This is a genomic window from Asticcacaulis aquihabitans (assembly GCF_032490435.1).
Classification (GTDB): Bacteria; Pseudomonadota; Alphaproteobacteria; order Caulobacterales; family Caulobacteraceae; genus Asticcacaulis.
Window position 1 is genome coordinate 1,147,749 of the sequence record NZ_JAVGWM010000001.1, and the last position, 23,314, is coordinate 1,171,062.

Genomic DNA, 23,314 nt, shown 5'->3' on the forward strand with positions numbered 1-23,314 from the left:
TGATGAAGGTTACGGGTGATAGGAGTTGCAGCGCCACAGGCGGTAATTGCGAACCCGCGGGCAACGCGACACCTTGGTCAGCCACAGGTCGAAGATGCGCGGCTCACGCAAGCACGCCAGGTAGCCTACGACGTGCACAATGGCCGCTACGGCGAAGGCCCAGAAGCTGCGCGTGATCAGAAAGGCTTCCGTCGTCACCACCGCATTGATGATGAAGTAGGAATAGGTCACGCCGGCGAACATCTGCGGCTGGGTCAGCGCCTTGAACACCGGCGATTTGATCAGATCGGTCATGATGTCGGACGCTTAATGGGCCACCGCCTGGATTCCACCGACAATGGTCGCTGCGCCGAACAGGATGAAACAGCCGATGATGACCGTGGCCCCGAACCGCCAGTTCATACGGCCGGTCAGCATCATGAAACCGACCGCCGCGACGGCGATAACGGCGACGGTCGTCGCCACCTTGCCCATCAGCGTGCCCTGTATCCAGTCCAGCGCATTCGAAATCGGTGACGATCCCTGCGGGTTCGCCATAGCCTGCGCGTGCGCCTGGGTGGCGAGGCCCGTCAGGGTAGCGGCTACCGCCATCAATGTGTGAGACAAACCGGACTTCATAAATAACTTCCCCATATATGGCGATCTGAGTTGGCGTCGCGACGCGGCCGTGCCGACGAATTTCTCCAGACGCGCGATTGGCGCTACTCTTGCCTAAACCCACGCGTTGATCAAGGTTCCGCATGACACAGACGCGTGATTCCGCATGCGCTTTTTATGGAATACGCATAATCACGCCGCTTAAAAGGCTTGACGATATCACGATGGATACAATTTCGCCGCCTCACGGCAACGGCGAGATCGAATATCCAGGTTACGCGCCGGCGAAAACGACGGTCACGCCCTTTTTCTTGAAATAGGACTGCATCAGCTTGCGGCCCTGACGATTATTTTGCGCCAGACGTCCCGGTTCGACCACGGCTTCTTTTTTGCCCTCGGCCGCCAGCGCCACCTTCAGATCCTTGATGGCGTCGTCCAGGCCGGCATTGTCGGCAGCGAGGGACTCGTAGATTTTTTCAAGGGCTTCGGCAGCGGTCACATCAGGTCTCCAGATTTCGAGCCCTGTTACCAGCTTTCGCCCCCACTGTTCAAGGCTTCTTGATATTGTTCAGTGTCGCCTGCTGGCCTTTGGTGAAACCGGCGGATACGACCTCAACCTTCACCGGCGCCTTTTTAGGCTTGCGGATTTCCTTGCTGCTCTTCTTTTGACCCTTGGCCATTGTCGTTCCTTAAGCACCGGAAGGGTGCCAAACGACTATGACAGGTATCGCCCGACATAGCCCGTTAAATCGGGATCAGCTATGGATATCGATGTTGAGCGCCGTCAGGATAGCCTCGTCAATGGTCTGATCCGTGGACAGAAAATCCGCCCACGGATCCCCCTTTACCTGTGCCAGACGTTCGGCCATGGTGCCAATATTATAGTCGGACGGTTTCAACCTGGCCGACAATTCGTCCCAGAACAAAGGCGTCGCCACGCCCGCCCCTTCGCGCGCCCGAACTGAAAACGGCGCCACGGCAGTCGCGGTCAGATCGTTACGCAGATAGTCGACAAAAATCTTGCCCTTGCGCGCCGCCTTGGTCGCAACCGCGATATAGCGGTCGGGCGCGTCATGCGCCATGGATTGGGCAATCGCCTTGGTGAACGGCTTTATGGTCGCCCAGGTGTGTTTAGGCGTCAGGGGCACCACGATATGCAGCCCCTTGCCGCCCGTGGTTTTCAGGAAAGACACCAGGCCAAATTCATCCAGGCGAGTTTTGACGTCGCGCACACCCTGGATAACGGCCTCCCATGAGGTTTCCGGATCGGGATCGAGGTCGAATATGATCTGATTGGGTGTATCCGGCGTCGCCGCCATGGCGCCCCACGGGTGAACCTCGATGACGCCCCATTGCACCATGCTGATCAGGCCCGATACGTCCTTGATCATCACATAGTCTTCATCGCGCCCCTTTACCTTCACGCCGGTATCGTAGAGGTGCTTCATCTCGCCACGACCGATATGGCGTTGGAAGAAGCAGGTATCGGACACCCCTTCCGGACACCGCAGCATGGAGATAGGGCGATTGATCACATAGGGCAGCATGTGGTCAGCCACGCTGTGGTAATATTCCGCCAACTGAAGCTTGGTTGCGCCCAGCGCCGGAAATATGATCCGGTCAGGGTGCGAAATGCGAATACCGGCAACCTCCGGGTCTTTGGTCTTTTTAGCCGACGTCGATCGACCGGTGGCTTTCGGCTCGGGCATGGGTTTGTCATCCCCAGGTTTGGCTTCGATAGCGGCCTTTGTAACATGCAAAGCTTGATCGCGCCCGATCTCCTGCGCCGGCTTGTCTTCACGTATACCCTGAAAGGACGGATGCCGTAGCCGCCCGTCAGGCGTCCATTCGGTAAATTCGACCTCGCAGACGATACGGGGCTCGACGAAATGGGCGCCACGCCGCGCATCTGCGGGCAATGTGTCGTCATAGGCGCTCTTGGTCACTTCTATGGCGTCTAGCCTCTTACGCAAGGCAACCGATGTGTCGCGGTCGAAGCCCGTGCCGCATTTGCCGGCATACACCAATTTTTCTTCGTTATAATAGCCGAGCAACAGCGCCCCGATTCCGCGTTCGGCATGGGTAGGCTCTGAAAAGCCGCCAATAACGAATTCCTGGCGCTTGTGGCACTTGACCTTCAGCCACGCCTTGCCGCGCCCGCTGGTATAGGGGGCATCGGCGCGTTTGCAGATAATGCCTTCCATTTCCAGCTTGCAGATGCTGTTCAAAAATCCCTTGTCGGCTTCGACGAAATGATCACTGAAGATGACGCGCCCGCCTAAGTCGCGATCCTTGAGCAGCGTCGCCAACCGCGCCTTGCGCTCGACCAGCGATAAACGGCGCAAATCCTCACCATTCAAATACAACAGGTCGAAGACGTAATATTGCAGATCGGCGGATTTTCCCGCCGACAGGGCATCCTGCAAGGTTTTGAAACTCGACCGTCCCTCCGGTGTCGTGGCGACCATTTCGCCATCGATGATCGCCGAGTCGACACCCAGATCGCGCAAAAGATCGGCGGTATGACGAAACTTAGGCGTCCAATCCAGGCCGGTCCGCGTCATCATGCGCACATCGTCGCCGTCGATATAGGCCAGGGTTCGGTAGCCGTCGAACTTGACCTCGTGCAGCCAGTCCTTGCCCGTCGGCATGGCGTCGGCCAGGGTCGCCAGTTGCGGTTCGATAAAGGCCAGTCGGGAGCCTTGCGATGCTTTAGTCGGGGTCTTCGGAGCGGACTTTTCTGCCCGGCCTTTGCGCCAGACCGTCTCACCGCCCTCACCCGCCGCGATCTGCGCCATTGTGCGGCCGGTCTTGATGCTGGTGGTGTTGTCATTAAGGACATGGTCGGCATCACCCTCGACCTCAAAAGCGTCGTGGTGCTTGATCAGCAGCCAGTTATTCTGGCCGCGGTCTTGAGGACGCGGCTTCATACGGACCAGAACCCATTCGCCTTCCAGCCGCTTGCCGTGCAGACGAAATTTGAAATCGCCCTTTTCCAGACTCTTGTGGGGATCACCGATGGGCTCCCATGTGCCTTCGTCCCACAACATGACCGTGCCGCCACCATATTGCCCCTTTGGGATGGTGCCTTCGAAATCGCCGTAAGACACCGGGTGATCTTCAACCTCCACGGCCAGGCGTTTGTCGGCGGGATCGAGGCTTGGCCCCTTGGTCACTGCCCACGATTTCAACGTGCCGTCCAATTCCAGGCGAAAATCGTAGTGCAGACGTGTCGCGTCATGCTTCTGGATCAGATAGCGATTGCCGGTCGTGGCCTTGACCTCACCTTTCGGTTCGGCGGTTCGTTCGAAATTGCGCTTCTGGCGATATTTGTCGAGAGTGTCGGGCATCAACTGGCCTTTCAGGCGGTCGCCTTCTTTGGCCTGGCAGGCGTTTTCTCGCTAACCGTTGCCGACTTGCCAGAGGATGATTTGCCAGACGACGACTTATCAGACGAAGACGGGGGCTTGGCCTTGCGCGTGCGTTTTTGCGGCGCGGTCCGCGTGCGCGACGGCTTCGCCTCGTCGGCCGGCGCCTCGCTCTCCTTGCTGCGCAGCGACTGACGCAGCGCATCCATGAGATTGACCACATTGGCCGTGGGTCGCTCTTCCACTACCTCACGTGGCGCACGGTTTTCGACGCGGGCATTGATCAGTTCCTGCAAGGCATCGCGATAGTGGTCATGAAACTTGCCCGGATCGAACGTCTTCGTCTTGCGCTTGATCAGTTCCTGCGCCAGTTCGACCTCTTCTGAGTCCGGCTTTCGGTCACGGATATCGTCGAAATACGGGTCGTCTTCGCGAATTTCCTCTTCGTAGCGAAGGGTTTCCAGTACCATGCCGCTACCGAACGGTCGGATCAGGCACAGTCGCTCGCGCCCGGCTATGGCCAACTGGCCGACCGCCACCTTCCGCGATGACCTAAGGGCGTCGCGAATGACCGCGAAGGTCGCATCATTGCCCTTGCCGTCCGGCGCGATGTAATAGGGGGTTTCCAGATAGACATCGTCCACCTCATCCCGGGCGACGAATTCCACGATGTCCAGAACCTTGCTGGACGGTATTTTCAGCGCCTTGATTTCGTCAGGCTCTATCAGGACATATTCGCCTTTTTCGACCTCGTACCCCTTTACGATATCGTCGCGATCTATCTCCTTGCCGTCAGCGACCAAGTGATGCTCGACGCGTTCACCCGTGGGACGATAGATTTCATGGAAGGCGACGGTCTTCTGGCGGTTGATGGCGAGATACATATTTACAGGCAGAGAGACCAGCGACAGGCGGATCGTGCCGCTCCAGTAGGGACGCAGGGCCATGTAAGTCCTCCTTGTTTCGCCGCTCAGCCTACGCGCGCACAGGTAAGGATCGCAGCGTGAACATCAATAAGGCCGATAAAATTAAGGTAAGGCCGATCGGTTGATATGGATGCCGACATTTATCTTCCGACTATTATTCACTCAGGCCTTCCCTATTTTCTTTCCCGATCCAAAGCCGCAGGTTCGGTATCATGAAAACAGCCGCGCTCTTAAATCTGGAAACAGTCGAACAGCCCCTTGAAGGACCGATTGGCAAGACAGAGGACTGCATCGCCCAGGCAAAGGCGCAGGGCCTGCGTTACGTCACGGACGCCAAACCGGGCTTCACGCGCAAGAAGCGCGGCAAACACTTCATCTTCTTCGATACCCACGGCGAACGGATTCGCGACGAAGCGACCATCCAGCGTATCCGCAAACTGGCTATTCCGCCCGCCTATACCCAGGTGTGGATTTGCCCGCATGCCAACGGACACATGCAGGCGACCGGGTTCGACGCGCGCGGTCGCAAGCAATACCGTTATCACCCCGAGTGGCGCAATTTCCGCGAGGCGAACAAGTTCAGCCATATCCTCGCCTTCGGTGACGTCCTGCCCCGCCTGCGCGCCGTGACCGCGCAACATATGTCGCAACGCGGCCTGTCGCGTGAGAAGGTTCTGGCCACCGTGGTTAGCCTGCTGGAAAAGACGCTTATCCGTATCGGCAATGACGAATATGCCCGCACCAACCAATCCTACGGCCTGACCACCCTGCGTCACAAACATGTCGATGTCAGTGGTGCTACGATCCGCTTCCGGTTCAAGGGCAAGTCCGGCAAGGAATGGAATCTCAAGCTGAACGATCGCCGCATCGCGCGCGTTGTTAAAGCCTGCGCCGACATTCCGGGCCAAGAGCTGTTCAAATATGTCGATGAAAATGGCGCCGTACGCGACGTCACCTCCGGCGACGTCAACGACTACCTCAAAAGCGTTACCGGCGAGGTGTTCACCGCGAAGGATTTTCGCACCTGGACAGGTACGGTGCTGGCCGCCATCGCCTTGCAGGAATATGCCAGTTACGATTCGGCGGCTCAGGCCAAGAAGAACGTCGTGGCGGCGATCGAACATGTGTCGAAAAAGCTGGGCAACACGCCCACCGTCTGCCGCAAGTCCTATATCCATCCCCAGATTATCGACGCCTACATGGATGGCAGTCTGATCGCGCAGATATCCGGCGAAATCGACCATTCGCTTCAGGCGCAGTATGAGCAGTTAACGCCGGAGGAAATCCTGGTTCTGGCGTTTCTCAAACAGCGCCTGAATCCATCCTGACCGCTTCGCCTCTTGGCATGGAGGGCTCGCGGCCCTAGGTTAGATCTCGTTGCGTTTTTCGTGACCACGTTTTTCGGGGCCGCGTTTTTCGGGCCGATGACCGGTCAAGCCCAAATGAGGAGAGCCCCCATGAGTGATATTTCCGTTGCCGTTATTATCGGCAGCCTGCGTTCGGCGTCCATCAACCGCAAGCTGGCCCAGGAAGTCGTCAAGCTGAACGCGCCGGGTCTCAGGTTTGATATCATCGAAATCGGCGATCTGCCGCTTTATAATCAAGACTTCGAAGAGGCCCCGCCCCCGGCGGTTACCGCCTTCCGCGACAAGGTGAAGGCCGCCCAGGCCGTTCTGGTCATTTCGCCGGAATATAACCGATCACTGCCCGGCGTGTTGAAGAACGCCATCGATGTCGGCTCGCGTCCTTACGGCCACAATGTCTGGGGCAACAAGCCCGGCGGCCTATTCGGTGCCTCGCCCGGCGCTATCGGCACCGCCGTCATGCAGGCCCATGCCCGCGATGTCCTGGCTGCGGTCGGTGTGACGGTATTTTCCGGCCCTGAAGTGTACCTAACGGTCAAGGACGGCTTCTATGACGAAGCCGCCAACCTGAACCCCGGCACCGCCAAATTCCTCCAGGGCTGGATGGATGGCTATGTCGATTTCGTGAAGAAAATGCTGGCCTGACCGGCGCGGCCGACGGCGGATTTATTCCGCCGTCGCACCCGTTGGGACGTGTGCCCAGAATTCGATTTCGACCGTGGCGTCATAGGCCAGGTTGGTGACGCCGAAAGCCGTACGCACCGGCAAGCGTGCCGGATGGAAATAGGGCTTATAGAGCCGATTGAAATCGCCCCATTTCGAAATATCGGTCAACATCACCGTCGCCTTGAAGATGTGTTCCATCCCCAGGCCGTAGCGCTTCAGGATTTCGGCGGTATTGGCCATGATCGCCTTGACTTCGTTGTCGAAGCCTTCGGCCAGCTTGCCGTTCTCGTCGAGGCCGATCATCGCCGACAGGTACAGGGTCTGACCGACCTGAACGGCTTCCGAAAACGGCGAACGCGGATGCGGATGCAGGTAATAGGTGATGCCATCGGCCGGGATCGGGTTGATGACGGGGCGGTTTTCGGTGTTGGTATTGTTCATGAGCCTAATTTTAGCTGTCTTCGCATCGCAACTTCAACCCCTGAAACGATCATAATTGTCAGTAGAGCGTATCCCGATCCGACTGAAGCAGATCGGCGCTCTACTTCCTTGATTTTACGCGCTTTTTTATCCGAAAGTGCATCACACTTTTAGGAAAGCGCTCTAACAGCCTCCCCGTACACCGGTTGGGCACCGGGAGGCCGTCAAGGATGTCCTGTATCAGTTCATCGTATCGCCGATCTTCTTGGCCTGGTTGCCCGACCACAGGTAAAGACCGACGACGATGATGGCCGCCAGGCCCAGCGCCAGCCACATGCCGACATGCTCGGACCACGGATGGGGCAAGGTAAGGATGCCGGGCTTCCGCGTCCCGGCGATCAGGCCCGCATAGAAGACATTGAACAGGCTTTCCCCAACGATGAAGCCCGAGGCGACCAGCACGCCCAGACGGTCTGCAATATCGCGCGTCTTGAGTTTCGACACCAGCTTGATGAACAGCCAGCCGGCAACGGCGCCGATGACAACCGGCGAGGTCACGCCGGCGGGCAGGTAAATAGCCAGGCCGACACCGAGCGGCGGCAGGCTGAAACGGCCCTTCGACGCGATGCGCAATCCTTCGTCAAGGGCGACCAGAATCGCGCCAACAACCAGGCCGATGCCCAAAAGGCCGATCGGCAGCTTGCCACCGATGGCGCCCTTGGCCAGGGTCGATATCAGGGTCGCCTGAGGCGCGTTGAGCGTACCGCCCGCCACGTCGATAGCGTGGAAGTTCGGGTCGCCGGCAAAGCCCCAGACATTATTCAGCAGATTGAGCGCCACAGGCACGACGCAGGCGCCAGCCAGAACGCCGATGATCAGGCCGACCTGCTGCTTCCACGGCGTCGCGTCAACCAATTGGCCGGTCTTGAGATCCTGGAGATTGTCGTTACCGATAACGGCCACGGCCAGAACGACGGTCGTGACCATGAGGGTAAAGGCAATCAGGGCGGTTTCGACATTCGGTCCGGTGAATTTGTAACCAATCATACCGATGATGACCGCCGCGCCCAGCACGGCCAGGATGGCGATGCCCGACACCGGCGAATTGGACGAGCCAATGAGGCCGGCCATATAGCCGCAGACGGCGGCGGCCAGAAGCCCGGCCACAAGGATGTAGAGAACGCCGGCGATGACCAGCGGCAACGCCAGTTGGCTCAGGGGCCCGCCCGACAGGAAGGCAAACAGCAGCCAGCCCGCCGGCACCATGGACAGCATGATGACCAGTCCGACGATCCACACCGGCAGGTCATGTTCGGAGCGCGGCAGATCGACATCGCCTGCCTTGCGTGCCCGCCCGGCTTCCAGCGCCGACATCAGGCCGCCCCAGACGGGCACGATCAGCTTACCGATCGTCCAGATGGCGGCCATTCCGATCACACCGGCACCGATAAAGCGAATTTGGCTCGAGCGGATGCCTTCGGCATATTCGCCGACCGCAACCGCCGGATCGGGATGAGCGGCGACCAGATGCGGCACCAGGCCCGCCCATTCAATGGTCCAGGTCGACAGGACCGGCACGCCGACACCCCAGGTCAGGAACAGACCAAAGAACATAGCGATGCCAACCGTGATACCCATGAGATGGCCTGCGCCGATCAACGCCAGGGACGAAGAGCCCGCCATGCCGGAAACACCACCGGAACTGTTCACTTTGAAATAGGTCGAAATTTCCCCGGCGAGGACTTTAGAGGCGGCACCGGCGGCATAAAGCGCCGAGGCGGCGGAGGCGAGCAGGATGGCCATCAGCCCGGCGGAGCCTTCTGCCGCGCCTTCCCGCGACGTCGTGCCGACACGCAGCACTTCGGCAGCGGCGACGCCTTCCGGATACGGCAGGGTCGACTGCGACACCAGGGCCCGGCGCAACGGCATGGTGTACATAACACCCAGTACGCCCCCGATGGCGCAGGCGCCAAATGTGATGAAGAAGGGCACATCGCGCCACCAACCGATGATGATTAGGCCCGGCAGGACGAAAATGACGGACGCCAGCGTGCCCGCCGCCGAAGCGATGGTCTGGACGATATTGTTTTCCTGGATGGTTGCTGTCTTGGCGAAACGCAGCAGCGCCATGGAAATAACGGCGGCGGGAATGGAGGTGGCGAAGGTCAGGCCGACCTTCAGGCCAAGATAGACCTGGGCGGCGGTAAAGATAAGCGTGATCAGGATACCGAGGATAACACCGCGTACGGTAATTTCCTTCGGATGGGCTGTGGTGGGGAGGTTCATCCTCTGCTCCGGTTATGTGATGTTGCGCAGATACTGCCCAAAAGCACGCAGAACACAAGCTTTAGATACAAATTCAACTAAAGGCCTGGCGATCAAATCCCTTAAAAATAGGCGTCAGCTTATAAGGATTGCGCAATGGCGCGCCTTAACTCATTCGACACACGGCGACAGGAATCGATCACTGAAATCTTACACGCGCGGTCATATTCTCACAGGAAATTGACCTGACGGTGATGGCGGACCGGATCAGGTAACACGAAGAGCAACCACAATGATCCATACGGCGCACCCCAGCACCTATTCCATCTATTGGGAAGCAAAAACGGAACACACCCGTCGGCCGCCCTACGCCCTGCTGATCAGTCTGGCGGCGGCGGTCCTGGCCATTTTTACCAGTGGCTCGGTCGTGGCGACTCAGCTGAACCGCCTGCCCGATCCGGAACAAATTGCTATAAAGAATATTGACACCGGCACCCCACCGACCGGTTACGACGCGACCGTCACCGCCCTGCCCGGCGCTACGCGTCTGGCGGCAAACTAAAGCGCTTTCCGAGCCCGCCTAATGACGAATGTGGTCAACCGTTTCACGTAGCTGCTTGGACAGGGCGTCGGCGGTGTCGCCGCGTACCTTGCCATCAATGAACACGCGGGCGATGACATCCTTGTATTCGCGATAATTGCGCAGTTCGTAGGCCGCTGCCATCTTGTCGGCCGTGGGGCCATCTGATTTGGCCAGTTGTTCCATGATAGCGTAGAAGCGCTTATAGCGTTCATGCCGGTTGCGTTCGGCCTGGATGAGCACGAACCAGACAGCCGCCCATGCCAGCACGATCAGAGGCAGAACCAATAGGCCCCACGCAACCATGTCCTGATAGCTCGACAACATTCCATCACCATTCGCCATTGCAACCGACAGCATAGACCAAAAAAGCCCTGGTCACCCAAGGCTTTCCCGTAACTGGTGTGTTATTTGACCGTCACGATGCCGTGGGCGGGACCGTTTCGTCCATCAGCAGGGAATCACAGGTGCCGCGCAGTTCGTCGAGCTTCATCGTGCCCTTGGTGACCTCTTCCTTAAGCGCCGCGTCAACGCCGGAGATTTCAGCGTCCGCCTTAGTGTCGTCATTGCCGGAGGCTTCCATGTAGATGGAGCGGGCCAGGGTGCGGGCTTCTTTGATTTTCTCGGTTTGCGGTCCCGCCGGTGCATCCGCCAGCACCAGGTCATAGGTGGCCACGCACACAATCGCGACATTCATGATGTCTTCGTTGCTGACGTCGGAGTCGCCAGATGCGGACGAAGACGCGCCCGGCGCGGTTTGCGCGAAGGCGATCGGGCTGGCGGTCATGGCGATAGCGGACATGACGGCAACGCCGGTTTTAAGCATACGGTTCATAAACTGCCAGGCCTCGCTGGCCTGCTCCTGGGAGGTGAAGGCCCTTTAGCCCTTGCCAAAAGCTATGGCACATCCCTGGCAGGCCGCATAGATCATCCGCCCCGCCAGGTCGCAATATTCGCCGCAAAATTCAAAGACAGCGAGGTTACCACCACCGCGCCGGCTTGGCCGAGAAGCCCGCGGCCTTTTCCAGCACCGATGCAATCGTCAGCACCGTACCTTCGTCGAGCGCCTTGCCGATGACCTGCAGACCAAGCGGCAAGCCCTGGCTATCCAGGCCGGCGGGAACGCTGAGGCCTGGCAGTCCGGCCAGGTTGGTCGTCACCGTGAAGACGTCGTTGAGATACATCTGAACCGGATCGGCGGCCTTGGCTTGGTCGCCCAATTCGAAGGCGGCCGACGGTGTGGCGGGCGTAAGGATGACGTCGCAGCTTTCATAGGCCTTGGTGAAGTCCTCTGCGATGCGGCGGCGGACCTTCAGCGCCTTGACGTAATAGGCGTCGTAGAAACCGGCCGACAGCACATAGGTGCCGATCATGATGCGCCGCTTGACTTCCTTGCCGAAGCCTTCGGACCGCGACATCTCATAGGTATCGGTCAGCGACTGAATACCGGCGGCGCGGTGGCCGTAGCGCATGCCGTCATAGCGCGCCAGGTTGGACGACGCTTCCGCAGGCGCGATGATATAGTAGCACGGCAACGCATACTTGGTGTGCGGCAGGGAGATGCGGACGATTTCGGCGCCGGCGTCTTTCAGCCAGGCAATGCCCTGTTCCCACAGGGTGTCGATCTCGGCCGGAATGCCGTCGAGACGGTATTCATCAGGAATGCCGATGCGCAGGCCCTTGACCGACTTGCCCAGGAAGCTGGAAAAATCAGGCACCGGCAGGTCGAGAGACGTCGAATCCTTCACATCGTGCGAACACATGGCCTGAAGCATGATCGCCGCGTCTTCGACGGTCTTGGTGATCGGGCCGGCCTGATCGAGCGATGAAGCGAAGGCCACCATGCCGTAACGCGAGCAACGCCCGTAGGTCGGTTTGATGCCGACCGTACCGGTGAAGGCGGCCGGTTGACGGATCGAACCGCCGGTGTCGGACGCCGTGGCGGCCAGGCACAGATCGGCGGCGACGGCCGATGCCGATCCACCCGACGATCCGCCCGGCGTCAGGTCTGCATTAGAGCCCCGCGATTTCCACGGATTGACGACATTGCCCCACTTGGAGGTTTCATTGGAGGATCCCATGGCGAATTCGTCCATGTTGAGCTTGCCCAACATGACCGCGCCCTGATCCCACAGGTTCTGGGTCACGGTCGATTCGTAGGTCGGCACGAAGTTTTCCAGAATGCCGGAACAGGCCGTCGTGCGCACGCCGGCGGTGCAGTACAGGTCCTTGATACCCAGCGGCGCGCCTTCCAGCGCCCCGCCCTCGCCGCGCGCCAGCTTGGCGTCGGAGGCGGCAGCCTGGGCGCGCGCCTTGTCGAAGGTGGTTTCGACATAGGCGTTCAGCTTCGGGTTCGCCGTCTCTATGGCGCCGATAAAGGCGTCAGTCAGTTCGGCCGAGGAAAAGGTTTTGGCCTTCAGGCCGTCGATCGCCGACTTCAGCGTCAGTTTCGTCAGTTCAGTCATAACTATTCAACCACCTTCGGGACGACAAAGAAGCCATCGACCGACTTCGGGGCATTGGCGACGATTTCCGCGACCTTGTCACCGTCGGTGACCACGTCTTCGCGCATGGGCTGCGGCATCTCGATCGCCGTGGTCATCGGCTCGACGCCGGTGACATCGACTTCATTCAACTGCTCGATCCAGCCCAGTATGCCGTTCAATTCGCCGGCAAGCGATTGCAGGCGTTCGTCACCTTCGCGCAGGCGCGACAGGCTCGCTACTTTTTTGACCGTTGCCACATCGATGGCCATGACCAGACTCCATATAATCTTGTGGGTTCCGGTTAGCGATTGAGGCTGGATTTGGCAAGACGCTTTTGAAAAACAGACCCTAATTCTAGGCGGCGAGCCTGCGTGGCCTCAGAGCGTATCAAGGACATGAAAAAGGGCGCCGGCTTGCGCGCGACGCCCCTTTGAAGACGGTTGATTAGACAACAGGGGGATTTGCCCTATCTGCGGGCGCGGTAAGTGGTTGCGCCCTGAGAGGCAATCTCGCGCTTGTGCAAACGTCGCATTTCCTGGCTGCCAAGATTGGCGATAGCCTCGTCCATGGCCTGTTCTTCGCAGGCCCTATCATCGTCCGCCCGGTACCTGGGGCCGGCCTGCACCGTATCGCAGACCCGCTGCACGACTTTGTAAAGCCGGGCATAGGCCGCTTCGCTGCGGGCCGGGTCGTTGAGGTCCCGGTTTTCGAAGGTGACCGGAATGCGGGAAACATTGCCTTCCGCCGCCGCCGCGCCAAAGGCGCAAACCATCGTCCCGGCGCAAACGGCCGCGGTCAATATCTTGTAAAACATGGGAGATATCCTTTGCGATCGGGGAACGGGCCCCGCTTACAGCCGGCGACTATTCGCGGGTGTCGACAACGGCCATGCTACGGGCGCTGCCGCCACGGTTATTGACCTTGTCATCCATGGCGCTGAGTTGCGGTGCATTGATCTGGCGGACCGCATCGGTAACGGCCTGGCGTTCGCAATCCCGTTCGGCGCGATAGTGAGTGATCATCGAACCGGTGGTGCGGGTGTCGCAGACTTCGGCGGCAGCCTGGGACAGGCGACCGTAGAAGACCTTGGCCTGACGGGCATCGTTCAGGTCGACATTATTGGTGCTGACCGAGATTTGCTCCGGCTCCTGGAAGTTCGACGTACCGGCATTGGCGGTAGAGGCCAGCGAGAGGGCGGCGGCGGAGATCAGGGCGATAGTGGCGATAGAGCGGATCATGACTTGTTTCCTTTGTGACGTTAAAGCGTGAGGAGGAGTACTCGTTGAGAACTGAGGAGACATTTACTCTCGTCAAAATAAAAATGGAACATTTATATTGTTAAATCGGATTCATGTATTACGTCATGTTCATTAATTACATTGATGTAATTTATTACAGAATTTTAATCTATTAATATCCAATGTAATTATTAACCGAACGACAGTATCCGTCGCAACGAACACGGCCCACATAGAGCGGTCTCGTGACACCCATTCGGCAATTGCCTGATGATTGCGTGACAGTCTGTTGACTCCGGCCCGCTTAGGGGGCAAAGCAGCCGCTTATGGCCGTTATTGACATCACCGAACTGGCGGGAGCCCTTCCGCCGCGCCGCGCCCTGCTGGGTCTCGACCTGGGCGAAAAGACGATTGGGGTTGCTGTTTCGGACATTTCCCTCACCATCGCCTCGCCGCTGGAGCTGATCCGCAAGTCCAAATTCACCCTGGAGGCCGAACGCCTGTTCAAACTGATGGACAGCCGCGAGGCCGCCGGACTGGTGATTGGGTTGCCGGTCAATATGGACGGCACCGAAGGTCCGCGCTGCCAGTCGTGCCGCGCCTTCGCCCGCAACCTCTTGCGCCTGCGCGACCTGCCGATCGCGTTCTGGGACGAACGCTGGTCGTCGTCCGTCATGAACCGCTTCCTGATCGAGGAAGCCGACCTAAGCCGCGCCAAACGGGCGGAAGTCATAGATCGCAACGCCGCCGCCTATATCCTGCAAGGGGCGCTCGACCGGCTGAGGGGCCTGTCCGCGCCTATTGGCCAGACAGACGGCCAGGTGAACGGATAACGATCACGATGACCCCGAACCTGATCCTGAACGGTATCGTCCCGGTCTTTCTGCTGATCGTTCTCGGTTACGCCCTGAAAAAATCCGGATTCCTGCCGCTCAATGTCTGGCCGCCGATCGAGAAATTCGCCGTATACGTCCTCTACCCAGGCTTTCTGATCCCGGCCATCTGGCACGCCGACCTGTCCGGATTTTCCACCGGCCCGATCAGCATCGCCGTCGTCGGGGCGGTGGTCATCGCGGCCGCTGTGGGCTTCGCGCTGAAGCCCTTCCTGAACCTGTCGGGCCCTACCTTCACCAGCGTCTTTCAGGGGTTGATGCGCTTCAACTCCTTTATCTTCGTACCCGTGGCCGCGTCGATTTTCGGCCCCTCGGCCAACGGCCTGTCGGCGGTGGCCATCAGCGCGCTGATTCCCGCCAGCAACATGATCTGCATCCTGGTTCTGGCCCGCTGGGGCGAACCGGAAGGCGAGGTTCCCGTGCGCACGCCTGCGTGGTTTGCCCGTACGCTGCTGACCAATCCGATCTTCGCCTCCTGCCTCGTAGGCTTGCTGCTCAACTTCCTGCGTATCCCCTCCCTGCCGTTCGTTGAAAAATCGCTCGGCATGCTGGGCGAAGCGGCTATTCCGACCGGACTGATCCTGGCCGGCGTGGGCTTAAGCTTCGGCTATGTCTGGCGGCGGCCGTTCCTCGTTGGCGCCGTTTCCCTGTTCAAGGTTCTGGTCATGCCGGTTATGGCCTGGGCCATCTGCTACGAACTGGGCGGCGACCGGATGGCGCAGGGAATCGCCCTGGCCTGCGGGGCGGCCCCTTGCGCGGCGGCTGCCTATGTCCAGGCCCGCCACATGGGCGGAGATGCGCCATTGATGGCCGGCATCGTCGCCCTAACCACCTCGCTGAGCGCCTTCACCATGCCCCTTCTGCTCTTTATGTTTCACCTTGTTTAGCCTGCGAATGATAGCTGCGCGGCACGCTTGCCAAAATCATGCCTCGCGGTCATTACAGTTTGCAATTCATCCGGACCTGCCCAATGACTGATGTAAACGATCTGATCCGAACACGCCTGACGGCCTTTCCGAAACGCCACTTCCTGGCTGCGCAGGACCTCGATCCGCCCGATATCGCCAATCTGCTCGATCTGGCCGATGTCTTTGTCGACCTGAACCGGCAATCGACCAAGAAGCTCGACCTGCTGCGCGGACGCACCCTGGTCAACATGTTCTTCGAAAACTCGACACGCACCCAGTCGAGCTTTGAACTGGCGGGCAAGCGCCTCGGCGCCGACACTATTAATATGAGCATGAAGACCTCGTCCGTCGCCAAGGGTGAAACCCTGATCGACACGGCGGTGACGCTGAACGCGATGAAGCCCGACCTGCTCGTCGTGCGCCACTCCGCATCGGGTGCGGCGGCCCTGCTGGCCCAGAAGGTCGGCTGTTCTGTCGTTAATGCCGGCGACGGCCAGCACCAGCACCCGACTCAGGCCCTGCTCGACATGCTGTCGATCAGGCGCGCCTTCGGTCATGTCGATGGCCTGACCATCGCCATTTGCGGCGACGTCCTGCATTCGCGCGTCGCCCGCTCCAACGTCATCCTGCTCAACGCCATGGGCGCCAATGTCCGCCTCGTCGGACCACCGACCCTTATTCCCGGCGATGCGGATCAGTGGGGCACCGAGGTCTACCACGACATGCGCGAAGGCATTGCCGACGCCAATGTGGTCATGATGCTGCGCCTGCAACTGGAACGCATGGACGGCGCCTTCATCCCGTCCACGCGCGAATACTACCGCTTCTTCGGGCTCGACCGCGAAAAGCTGGCCGTTGCCGCCAAGGGGGCCAAGGTCATGCACCCGGGCCCCATGAACCGAGGTGTCGAAATCGATTCGGAGATCGCCGACGACCTCAGCGTCTCCCTCATCCAGGATCAGGTCGAAATGGGCGTGGCCGCGCGCATGGCCGTCCTGGCCTCCCTTGCCGCCCGTTTGGAGAATGATCCCCGCCTGGAGACTGTACGATGAGCGCCATCGCCTTTGTCAACGCCCGCCTCATTGATCCGGCCACCGAATATGACGGTCCGGGCTCCGTCATCATTGCCGAAGGCGTGATTGCCGACGTGATCTACGGTCATGAGACGCCGAGCGGTCATGCCGGCATTCGCGTCATCGACTGCGATGAAAACGCTATCCTGCCCGGCCTGATCGATATGCGCGTGCGTACCGGCGAACCGGGGTCTGAGCCCAAGGAAACCCTGAAATCCGCCTCGCTGGCCGCCGCCGCCGGGGGCGTCACCTCCTTCGTGGTCCAGCCCGATACCGATCCGTGCATCGACGAACCGGCCATGGCCGACTTCATCCTGAGGCGCGCCCGCGATATCGAACTGGTTCACGTCTACCCGGCCGGAGCCGCAACCAAGAAGCTGGAAGGCCGCCAGATGGCGGAAATCGGCCTGATGGCCGAAGCTGGCGCGCTCTATTTCACCAATGGCGACGAACCGATCGTCAATTCCAAAATCCTCAGCCGCGTTCTCAACTACGCCAACGGGTTCAATGCCTTGATCGCTCACCGGCCCAAGGAACCGTGGCTATCGGAAGGCGCGGTCGCCACGTCGGGCGAAATGGCGGCGCGCATGGGCCTGTCCGGTGTTTCCGCCCTGGCCGAACGGATCATGATGGAACGCGATCTGGCCCTCGTCGAACTGACCGGCGCACGCTTCCTGGTCGATCAGGTCTCGACACGCGAAGGGCTGGGGTCGTTGGAACGCGCCAAGGCCAAGGGGCTGGAAGTCTTCGCCAGCGTCTCGATCAACCACCTGATGTTCAACGAACTCGATATCGGCGATTACCGCACCTTCTTCCGGCTCGATCCGCCCCTGCGCGCCGAACGCGATCGGCTGGCCCTGATCGACGCCGTCGCCTCGGGCCTGGTCGATGTCATCGTGTCGAACCATACGCCGGAGCCGGCCGAGCACAAGCGCCTGCCGTTTTCGGAAAGCACGCCCGGCGCCATTGGTTTGCAAACCCTGCTGCCGGCGCTGATAGGCCTGCATCATGAAAACGATATTCCATTGATCGACCTGTTGCGCACGGTGACGCAAAACCCGGCGCAACTGCTCGGCCTCGATGCCGGTCGTATCGCCAAGGGGGCGCCCGCCGACCTGCTGCTGGTCGACATAGATGCACCGTTTGCGTTGCGTGAGCGCGACATCCTGTCGAAATCGAAGAACTCACCCTTTGAAAACCGCACGCTACAGGGCAAGGTGCTTAAAACCCTCGTCGACGGTCGAATCGTCTACGAAATCTGAAAACGCCCCGATACGGCCCCATAAATAACTGTCTCATAAATAACAGGCGGAACCCATAGCGTGACCACGCCCTACTCCTTCGATGCCTTCATCTATATGGCGTCCATCATCGGTGGCTATCTGCTCGGCTCGATTCCGTTCGGCTATATTGCGGCCAAGGCGGCGGGCATCGACATCCGCACGGTCGGGTCCGGCAATATCGGCGCCACCAACGTGCTGCGCACCGGCCGCAAGGATCTGGCCGCCATCACCTTCATCGGCGATACGGGCAAAGGAGCGCTGGCCGTCGGTCTGGCCTTCCTACTGCTGATGAAGGGCGACCTGCAAACGCGTCAGACCGCCATGGCGCTGGCCGGCGCGGCTGCCTTCCTCGGTCACCTGTTCCCGGTCTGGCTGAAATTCAAGGGCGGCAAGGGCGTAGCCACCTTCTTCGGCACCCTGTTCGCCGCCTGCTGGCCGATGGGCCTGATCGCCGCCGCCCTGTGGTTGCTGACCGCCTTTATCTTTCGCATATCCTCACTCGGCGCCCTCGTGGCCGCGGCGCTGGTCGTACCGATTGGCTTCCTGTTGCATGTGGCGCCCTACCCGTTCCTCGGCATGGCGCTGTTCATGGCGGTGCTGATCTATATCCGCCACCATGAAAATATCCGCCGCCTGCTTAAGGGCGAGGAACCGAAGATCGGCAGGAAAAAAGAATAATATTCTCTTCGACAGAAACCAAATTATACCAGGATCGCATTCAGCCAATAAGTAATGAATATAATCGCTACCACGCACAGCACCATGGCGGCGATAAATACCCCGTCGGCGAAGCGTTCCAGCATGTAAATCCGCCGACGGCGGCGCGTTCGCAAAGCCCAATAAGCGCTCAGGGCTGAGATCAGAAACATTACCGCATCCACGGTCACGATATCATCGGCCAGGGTTTCCATCTTGTGGATCGCCTTGACGATATGCAGCAGCCCCACCGCCGTCAGGCACACCCCGACCATGCCGGAGGAAACGGTAAAGATATGTATGCAGATATCCTCTTCCAGAGGGGGGCGGGGCTCAATATCACTCATCAGATCAGTCCTTTTCGTCTCGTATACAAGCCCATGCCGCGAAGCCTGGCAATAGGCTTGAGCCCTTCCCGAAAGCCTGTTAGCGTCACACGATGACAGGGGGAACTTGCAACCGTGGGCTTTGACCGCATTCCGGCCGCCGCCGATCCATCCGAACGCATCGCGCGGCTGCGTCTGGCACGCACGCAACGCATCGGCCCGGTCCATTTTGGGCGCCTGATGCTGCGCTTCGGGTCGGCCGTGCACGCGCTAGAAGCCTTGCCCCATCTCGTCAAACGCTCGGGCGGCTCACTGACCCCCTACCCGCTCGTCAAGCTGGACGCCGAACTGGCTCGCGCCGACGCAGCGGGGGCGCAGCTGATCATGTTGGGCGACGCCGACTATCCGGCATTGCTGAAGCAGATCGACGCCGCACCGCCGGTCCTGTGGACCATAGGCACAGTGGTGCCGCGCCGTCAGGCGATTGCCATGGTCGGCGCCCGAAACGCCTCCGCCGTCGGACAAAAGATCGCCCAATCCCTGGCCCACGACCTGGGGGCGGCGGGCTTTCACATTGTGTCGGGCCTGGCGCGTGGCATCGACACCCGCGCCCACGAAATGAGCCTGAAAACCGGGACCATAGCCGTGCTCGGCGGCGGCGTGGACGATATCTATCCGCCGGACAATCAAGGCCTCTATGAACAGATCGCCGCCCACGGCCTGCTTGTGTCGGAAAGCCCGGTTGGCCACCGGGCGCGCGCCGAAGATTTTCCCCGCCGCAACCGATTGATCTCAGGCCTCAGCCTCGGCACCATCGTCGTCGAGGCCGAACTGCGCTCCGGGTCGCTGATCACGGCGCGGCTGGCGGCGGAGCAAAACCGCGAGGTCTTCGCCGTGCCGGGATCGCCCCTCGACCCGCGCTGCCGCGGTACGAACGACCTCCTGCGCCAAGGCGCTAACCTGTGCGAAAACGCCGACGACGTCATCCGGATGCTGGAAGGCCAGATGGGATTCGAGGCACCGACGCCGTCCGGATTGATACCGGACCCGCTCAGGCCTGTCGAACGCGCCCCCGCCGAAGACGATATCGCCCGCGTCGGCCGTACCTTGTCCGGCCTGGTAAACGATACGCCGATCCATCGCGACGATCTGCTGCGCCTGAGCGGTGCGCCGACCTGGCTGGCTCTGTCGGCGCTGAGCGAACTGGAAATCGCCGGCGTGGTCGTGGCGGATGACGGCGGATATTACCGGCGGGCATAGGGGTACTGGGGCGTCCCACACCTACGACCCGTCCATTAAAAGGCGCAAAACGCCATAAATCTATTTTAAATTGTGCTTGGCTTTTATTTTATTGTCGTTGACAGAAATTGAATCGCTCAGCATGTATGCGGCCGGTTAGACGCCTTGATTATTCTGTGTGGCGCATAATCTAAGGTCGCATACACCCTCCTTTTCCGACTGAGCTTCGGCGATTTTTCGCCTGACAAGAGATTTTATGACCGTTGTTATCGTAGAAAGCCCGGCCAAGGCCAAGACCATCAACAAGTACCTGGGCAAGGGTTTCACTGTTCTGGCCAGCTTCGGCCACATCCGCGATTTGCCGTCCAAGGATGGCAGCGTCCGACCGGATGAAGATTTCGCCATGACCTGGGAAGTCGATCCGAAGTCCGCCAAGCGACTCAACGATATCGCCGACGCCATAAAAGGCGCTGACCGCGTGATTCTCGCCACCGACCCGGATCGTGAAGGAGAAGCGATTTCGTGGCACGTGCTGGAAGTGCTCAACAAGAAGAAGGTCCTGAAGGAAAAGATCGTCCAGCGCGTCACCTTCAACGCCATTACGCAATCGGCGGTTCAGCAAGCCATGGCCGCCCCGCGCGACATCGACATGGAACTGGTCGATGCCTATCTGGCCCGGCGCGCGCTCGATTATCTCGTCGGCTTCACCCTGTCGCCCGTTCTGTGGCGTAAGCTGCCGGGCGCCCGCTCGGCCGGCCGCGTCCAATCCGTGGCGCTGAAGATCGTCGTCGATCGCGAAATTGAAATCGAGAAGTTCAAGACGGAAGAATATTGGACGGTGGACGCCGAGGTATCGGCCAATTCCCCGCCCTTTAACGCCAAGCTGTTCACCCTGAACGGCAAGCGCCTGGGCAAGTTCGACCTGCCCGACGAAGCGTCTGCCTTCGCGGCCCGCGACCTGATCAAAGGCTCACAGTTCACCGTCACCGAGGTCGAACAGAAGCCCGGCAAGAAATCGCCACCACCGCCCTTCACCACCTCGACCCTGCAACAGGAAGCCGCCCGCAAGCTCGGCTTCTCCGCCAGCCGCACCATGCAAACCGCGCAGAAGCTGTACGAAGGCGTCGATATCGGTGGCGAAACGGTCGGTCTGATCACCTATATGCGTACCGATGGTGTCTATATCGAACCCTCGGCCATCAGCGAGATGCGCAAGCTGATCGGCGAACGGTTCGGTGCCGCCTACGTGCCGGAAACCCCGCGCCAGTACAAGGCCAAGGCCAAGAACGCCCAGGAAGCGCACGAAGCCATCCGCCCGACTTCCGCCTTCCGCCGTCCGGATACCCTGCGCCTTGATGGCGATCAGGCGCGCCTCTATGAACTGATCTGGAAGCGCACCCTGGCGTCCCAGATGGAGCAGGCGCGCGTCGAAAACACCACGATCAACCTGTTTAGCGCCGACAAGCAGACCTCCTTGCGCGCCACTGGTCAGGTGGTGACCTTCGACGGCTTCATGGCTGTCTACGAAGAAGGCCGCGACGACGACACGGACGACGAAGGCGGCCGCCTGCCCGCGGTCAAGGCCGGGACCCTGGCCGACATCCATACCGCCAAGGCCGACCAGCACTTCACTGAGCCGCCCCCGCGCTATTCCGAAGCCACGCTGGTCAAGAAACTGGAAGAACTCGGCATCGGCCGCCCGTCGACCTATGCCTCCATCCTGACCGTGCTGCGCGACCGCGCCTATGTCCGCATGGACAAGAACCGCTTCATTCCGGAAGACAAGGGCCGTCTGGTCACCGCCTTCCTCGACCAGTTCTTCCATCGCTACGTCCAATACGACTTCACCGCCGACCTGGAAGAAAAGCTCGACCTCGTTTCCGCCGGCGAACTGAACTACAAGACGCTTCTGGCTGATTTCTGGAAGGATTTCCACGCCGCCGCCGAAGGTATGACCGAACTGCGCACCACGCAGGTGCTCGATGCCCTGAACGAAAGCCTGGGGCCGCTCATCTTCCCGGACAAGGGCGACGGCAGCAATCCCCGCGCCTGCCCGACCTGCGGCACCGGCCTGCTCAGCCTGAAGACCTCGCGCTTTGGCGCCTTCATCGGTTGCTCCAACTATCCCGAGTGCAAATATACCCGGCCTGTCGGCGCACCCGATGCCGAAAACGGTGAAAACGGCGCCAATGGCGACCGCGATCTCGGCACCGATCCGGAAACAGGCAAGACCGTGGCGCTGAAAATCGGCCGCTTCGGCCCCTATGTGCAACTGGGCGAACCCGAATCCAAGGACGACAAGCCCAAGCGCTCCAGCCTGCCCAAGGCCTGGCCGGCGGCGTCCATCGACCTGGAACGCGCGCTCAAGCTCCTGTCGCTGCCGCGCACGGTGGGCATCCATCCGGAAGACAAGACGACCATCGTCGCCGGGCTCGGCCGCTTCGGTCCGTTTATCGAAACCGGCGGCACCTACGCCAATTTGTCCAGCCTGGACGAAGTGTTTGAAATCGGCATCAACCGCGCCGTTGACCTGATCGCTGAAAAGCGCGCGGGCGGCGGTGGCAAGGGTCGCGCCGCGGCGGCCGCCCCCTTGCGTGAACTGGGGACGTTTGGCGAAGGCGGTGACAAGATTTCGGTCATGGCTGGCCGCTACGGCCCATACGTCAAGTGCGGCAAGGTCAATGCCACCCTGCCGAAGGACGTGACACCGGAAACCGTCACCCTGGAACAGGCCATCGACCTGATCAAGGCCAAGGGCGGCGCTTCCACCAAGAAGGCCCCGGCGAAAAAAGCCGCTGCCAAAAAGCCCGCTGCAAAGACAGGCACCAAGGCAGCTCCAAAGACGGCAGCCGCGAAATCGACCGCCACCAAGGCCACAGCCGCCAAAAAGCCGGCCGCAAAGAAGGCGCCCGCAAAAAAGACGGCCTAACGGCGACGCTCTGAGGCCAGCTGACCATATAGCGCCCCGACGGTTTCGCCGCTGGGG

The 23,314-nt window shown here is 60.2% G+C and carries 25 protein-coding genes; 10 read left to right on the forward strand and 15 right to left on the reverse strand.

The features are described 5' to 3' along the window. Positions 1 to 9: 9 nt before the first annotated feature. From RCJ00_RS05455 to ku, 6 genes are all read right to left on the reverse strand, one after another. A complete protein-coding gene (locus tag RCJ00_RS05455) occupies positions 10 to 294 on the reverse strand; it encodes a VirB3 family type IV secretion system protein (RefSeq protein ID WP_316220741.1) in 285 nt (94 codons plus the stop codon). 12 nt (positions 295 to 306) lie between these two features. Then, complete coding sequence (locus RCJ00_RS05460; RefSeq protein ID WP_023458067.1) at positions 307 to 618, reverse strand: TrbC/VirB2 family type IV secretion system protein; 312 nt, start codon at positions 616 to 618, stop codon at positions 307 to 309. A 253-nt stretch (positions 619 to 871) separates the two neighbouring features. Beyond that, entirely contained in the window at positions 872 to 1,096 is a 225-nt protein-coding gene (locus tag RCJ00_RS05465) for a hypothetical protein (protein ID WP_316220742.1), read from the reverse strand. Between the two features lie 49 nt (positions 1,097 to 1,145). Then, the gene (locus RCJ00_RS05470) at positions 1,146 to 1,277 is read right to left on the reverse strand and encodes a hypothetical protein (RefSeq protein WP_023458065.1); all 132 of its coding nucleotides are present in this window, start codon (positions 1,275 to 1,277) and stop codon (positions 1,146 to 1,148) included. A 75-nt stretch (positions 1,278 to 1,352) separates the two neighbouring features. Beyond that, complete coding sequence (ligD, locus tag RCJ00_RS05475) at positions 1,353 to 3,947, reverse strand: DNA ligase D (RefSeq protein ID WP_316220743.1); 2,595 nt, start codon at positions 3,945 to 3,947, stop codon at positions 1,353 to 1,355. Positions 3,948 to 3,958: 11 nt separating this feature from the next. Next, positions 3,959 to 4,912: a non-homologous end joining protein Ku gene (ku, locus tag RCJ00_RS05480; RefSeq protein WP_316220744.1), complete on the reverse strand. Its 954-nt coding sequence runs from the start codon at positions 4,910 to 4,912 to the stop codon at positions 3,959 to 3,961. Between the two features lie 191 nt (positions 4,913 to 5,103). Between ku and RCJ00_RS05485 the strand changes: the two genes are divergently transcribed. Both RCJ00_RS05485 and RCJ00_RS05490 read left to right on the forward strand, forming a co-directional pair. Next, complete coding sequence (locus tag RCJ00_RS05485; protein ID WP_316220745.1) at positions 5,104 to 6,219, forward strand: DNA topoisomerase IB; 1,116 nt, start codon at positions 5,104 to 5,106, stop codon at positions 6,217 to 6,219. Positions 6,220 to 6,348: 129 nt separating this feature from the next. Continuing rightward, positions 6,349 to 6,900 (forward strand): NADPH-dependent FMN reductase, encoded by a 552-nt coding sequence (locus RCJ00_RS05490; protein WP_316220746.1) that lies wholly within the window; start codon positions 6,349 to 6,351, stop codon positions 6,898 to 6,900. 21 nt (positions 6,901 to 6,921) lie between these two features. Here the strand turns inward: RCJ00_RS05490 and RCJ00_RS05495 are convergent, their stop codons facing one another. Beyond that, the gene (locus RCJ00_RS05495; RefSeq protein WP_316220747.1) at positions 6,922 to 7,362 is read right to left on the reverse strand and encodes a RidA family protein; all 441 of its coding nucleotides are present in this window, start codon (positions 7,360 to 7,362) and stop codon (positions 6,922 to 6,924) included. A gap of 219 nt (positions 7,363 to 7,581) precedes the next feature. After that, complete coding sequence (locus tag RCJ00_RS05500) at positions 7,582 to 9,627, reverse strand: OPT family oligopeptide transporter (protein WP_316220748.1); 2,046 nt, start codon at positions 9,625 to 9,627, stop codon at positions 7,582 to 7,584. Positions 9,628 to 9,898: 271 nt separating this feature from the next. Here RCJ00_RS05500 and RCJ00_RS05505 point away from each other — a divergent pair, with 271 nt between their 5' ends. Next, complete coding sequence (locus tag RCJ00_RS05505) at positions 9,899 to 10,168, forward strand: hypothetical protein (protein WP_316220749.1); 270 nt, start codon at positions 9,899 to 9,901, stop codon at positions 10,166 to 10,168. An 18-nt stretch (positions 10,169 to 10,186) separates the two neighbouring features. On the opposite strand, the gene RCJ00_RS05510 is transcribed toward RCJ00_RS05505, so the two are convergent. From RCJ00_RS05510 to RCJ00_RS05535, 6 genes are all read right to left on the reverse strand, one after another. Further along, complete coding sequence (locus RCJ00_RS05510; RefSeq protein ID WP_316220750.1) at positions 10,187 to 10,546, reverse strand: hypothetical protein; 360 nt, start codon at positions 10,544 to 10,546, stop codon at positions 10,187 to 10,189. Positions 10,547 to 10,604: 58 nt separating this feature from the next. Further along, positions 10,605 to 11,021, reverse strand: coding sequence for a hypothetical protein (locus RCJ00_RS05515; protein ID WP_316220751.1), 417 nt, complete (start codon positions 11,019 to 11,021; stop codon positions 10,605 to 10,607). 145 nt (positions 11,022 to 11,166) lie between these two features. Beyond that, positions 11,167 to 12,651, reverse strand: coding sequence for an Asp-tRNA(Asn)/Glu-tRNA(Gln) amidotransferase subunit GatA (gene gatA, locus RCJ00_RS05520; RefSeq protein ID WP_316220752.1), 1,485 nt, complete (start codon positions 12,649 to 12,651; stop codon positions 11,167 to 11,169). Between the two features lie 2 nt (positions 12,652 to 12,653). Beyond that, positions 12,654 to 12,941, reverse strand: coding sequence for an Asp-tRNA(Asn)/Glu-tRNA(Gln) amidotransferase subunit GatC (gatC, locus tag RCJ00_RS05525; RefSeq protein WP_316220753.1), 288 nt, complete (start codon positions 12,939 to 12,941; stop codon positions 12,654 to 12,656). Between the two features lie 197 nt (positions 12,942 to 13,138). Continuing rightward, positions 13,139 to 13,486, reverse strand: a complete 348-nt coding sequence (locus RCJ00_RS05530) for a UrcA family protein (RefSeq protein ID WP_316220754.1) — start codon at positions 13,484 to 13,486, stop codon at positions 13,139 to 13,141. 49 nt (positions 13,487 to 13,535) lie between these two features. Next, entirely contained in the window at positions 13,536 to 13,910 is a 375-nt protein-coding gene (locus RCJ00_RS05535) for a UrcA family protein (RefSeq protein WP_316220756.1), read from the reverse strand. Positions 13,911 to 14,236: 326 nt separating this feature from the next. Here RCJ00_RS05535 and ruvX point away from each other — a divergent pair, with 326 nt between their 5' ends. From ruvX to plsY, 5 genes are all read left to right on the forward strand, one after another. Beyond that, entirely contained in the window at positions 14,237 to 14,743 is a 507-nt protein-coding gene (gene ruvX, locus RCJ00_RS05540) for a Holliday junction resolvase RuvX (RefSeq protein ID WP_316220757.1), read from the forward strand. 8 nt (positions 14,744 to 14,751) lie between these two features. After that, entirely contained in the window at positions 14,752 to 15,690 is a 939-nt protein-coding gene (locus RCJ00_RS05545; RefSeq protein WP_316220758.1) for an AEC family transporter, read from the forward strand. Positions 15,691 to 15,773: 83 nt separating this feature from the next. After that, positions 15,774 to 16,763 (forward strand): aspartate carbamoyltransferase catalytic subunit, encoded by a 990-nt coding sequence (locus RCJ00_RS05550; protein WP_316220759.1) that lies wholly within the window; start codon positions 15,774 to 15,776, stop codon positions 16,761 to 16,763. Next, positions 16,760 to 18,046: a dihydroorotase gene (gene pyrC, locus RCJ00_RS05555; protein ID WP_316220760.1), complete on the forward strand. Its 1,287-nt coding sequence runs from the start codon at positions 16,760 to 16,762 to the stop codon at positions 18,044 to 18,046. Before RCJ00_RS05550 ends, pyrC begins: the two co-directional genes overlap by 4 nt. A 96-nt stretch (positions 18,047 to 18,142) precedes the next feature. Continuing rightward, positions 18,143 to 18,745, forward strand: a complete 603-nt coding sequence (gene plsY / locus RCJ00_RS05560; RefSeq protein ID WP_316221086.1) for a glycerol-3-phosphate 1-O-acyltransferase PlsY — start codon at positions 18,143 to 18,145, stop codon at positions 18,743 to 18,745. 23 nt (positions 18,746 to 18,768) lie between these two features. Here the strand turns inward: plsY and RCJ00_RS05565 are convergent, their stop codons facing one another. Beyond that, positions 18,769 to 19,110, reverse strand: coding sequence for a hypothetical protein (locus RCJ00_RS05565; RefSeq protein ID WP_316220762.1), 342 nt, complete (start codon positions 19,108 to 19,110; stop codon positions 18,769 to 18,771). Between the two features lie 114 nt (positions 19,111 to 19,224). On the opposite strand from RCJ00_RS05565, the gene dprA reads away from it, so the two are divergent. Beyond that, entirely contained in the window at positions 19,225 to 20,349 is a 1,125-nt protein-coding gene (gene dprA / locus RCJ00_RS05570; protein ID WP_316220764.1) for a DNA-processing protein DprA, read from the forward strand. Between the two features lie 235 nt (positions 20,350 to 20,584). Beyond that, on the forward strand, positions 20,585 to 23,257 hold the full coding sequence (topA, locus tag RCJ00_RS05575) for a type I DNA topoisomerase (protein WP_316220765.1): 2,673 nt from the start codon (positions 20,585 to 20,587) through the stop codon (positions 23,255 to 23,257). The last annotated feature ends 57 nt before the right edge of the window (positions 23,258 to 23,314 follow it).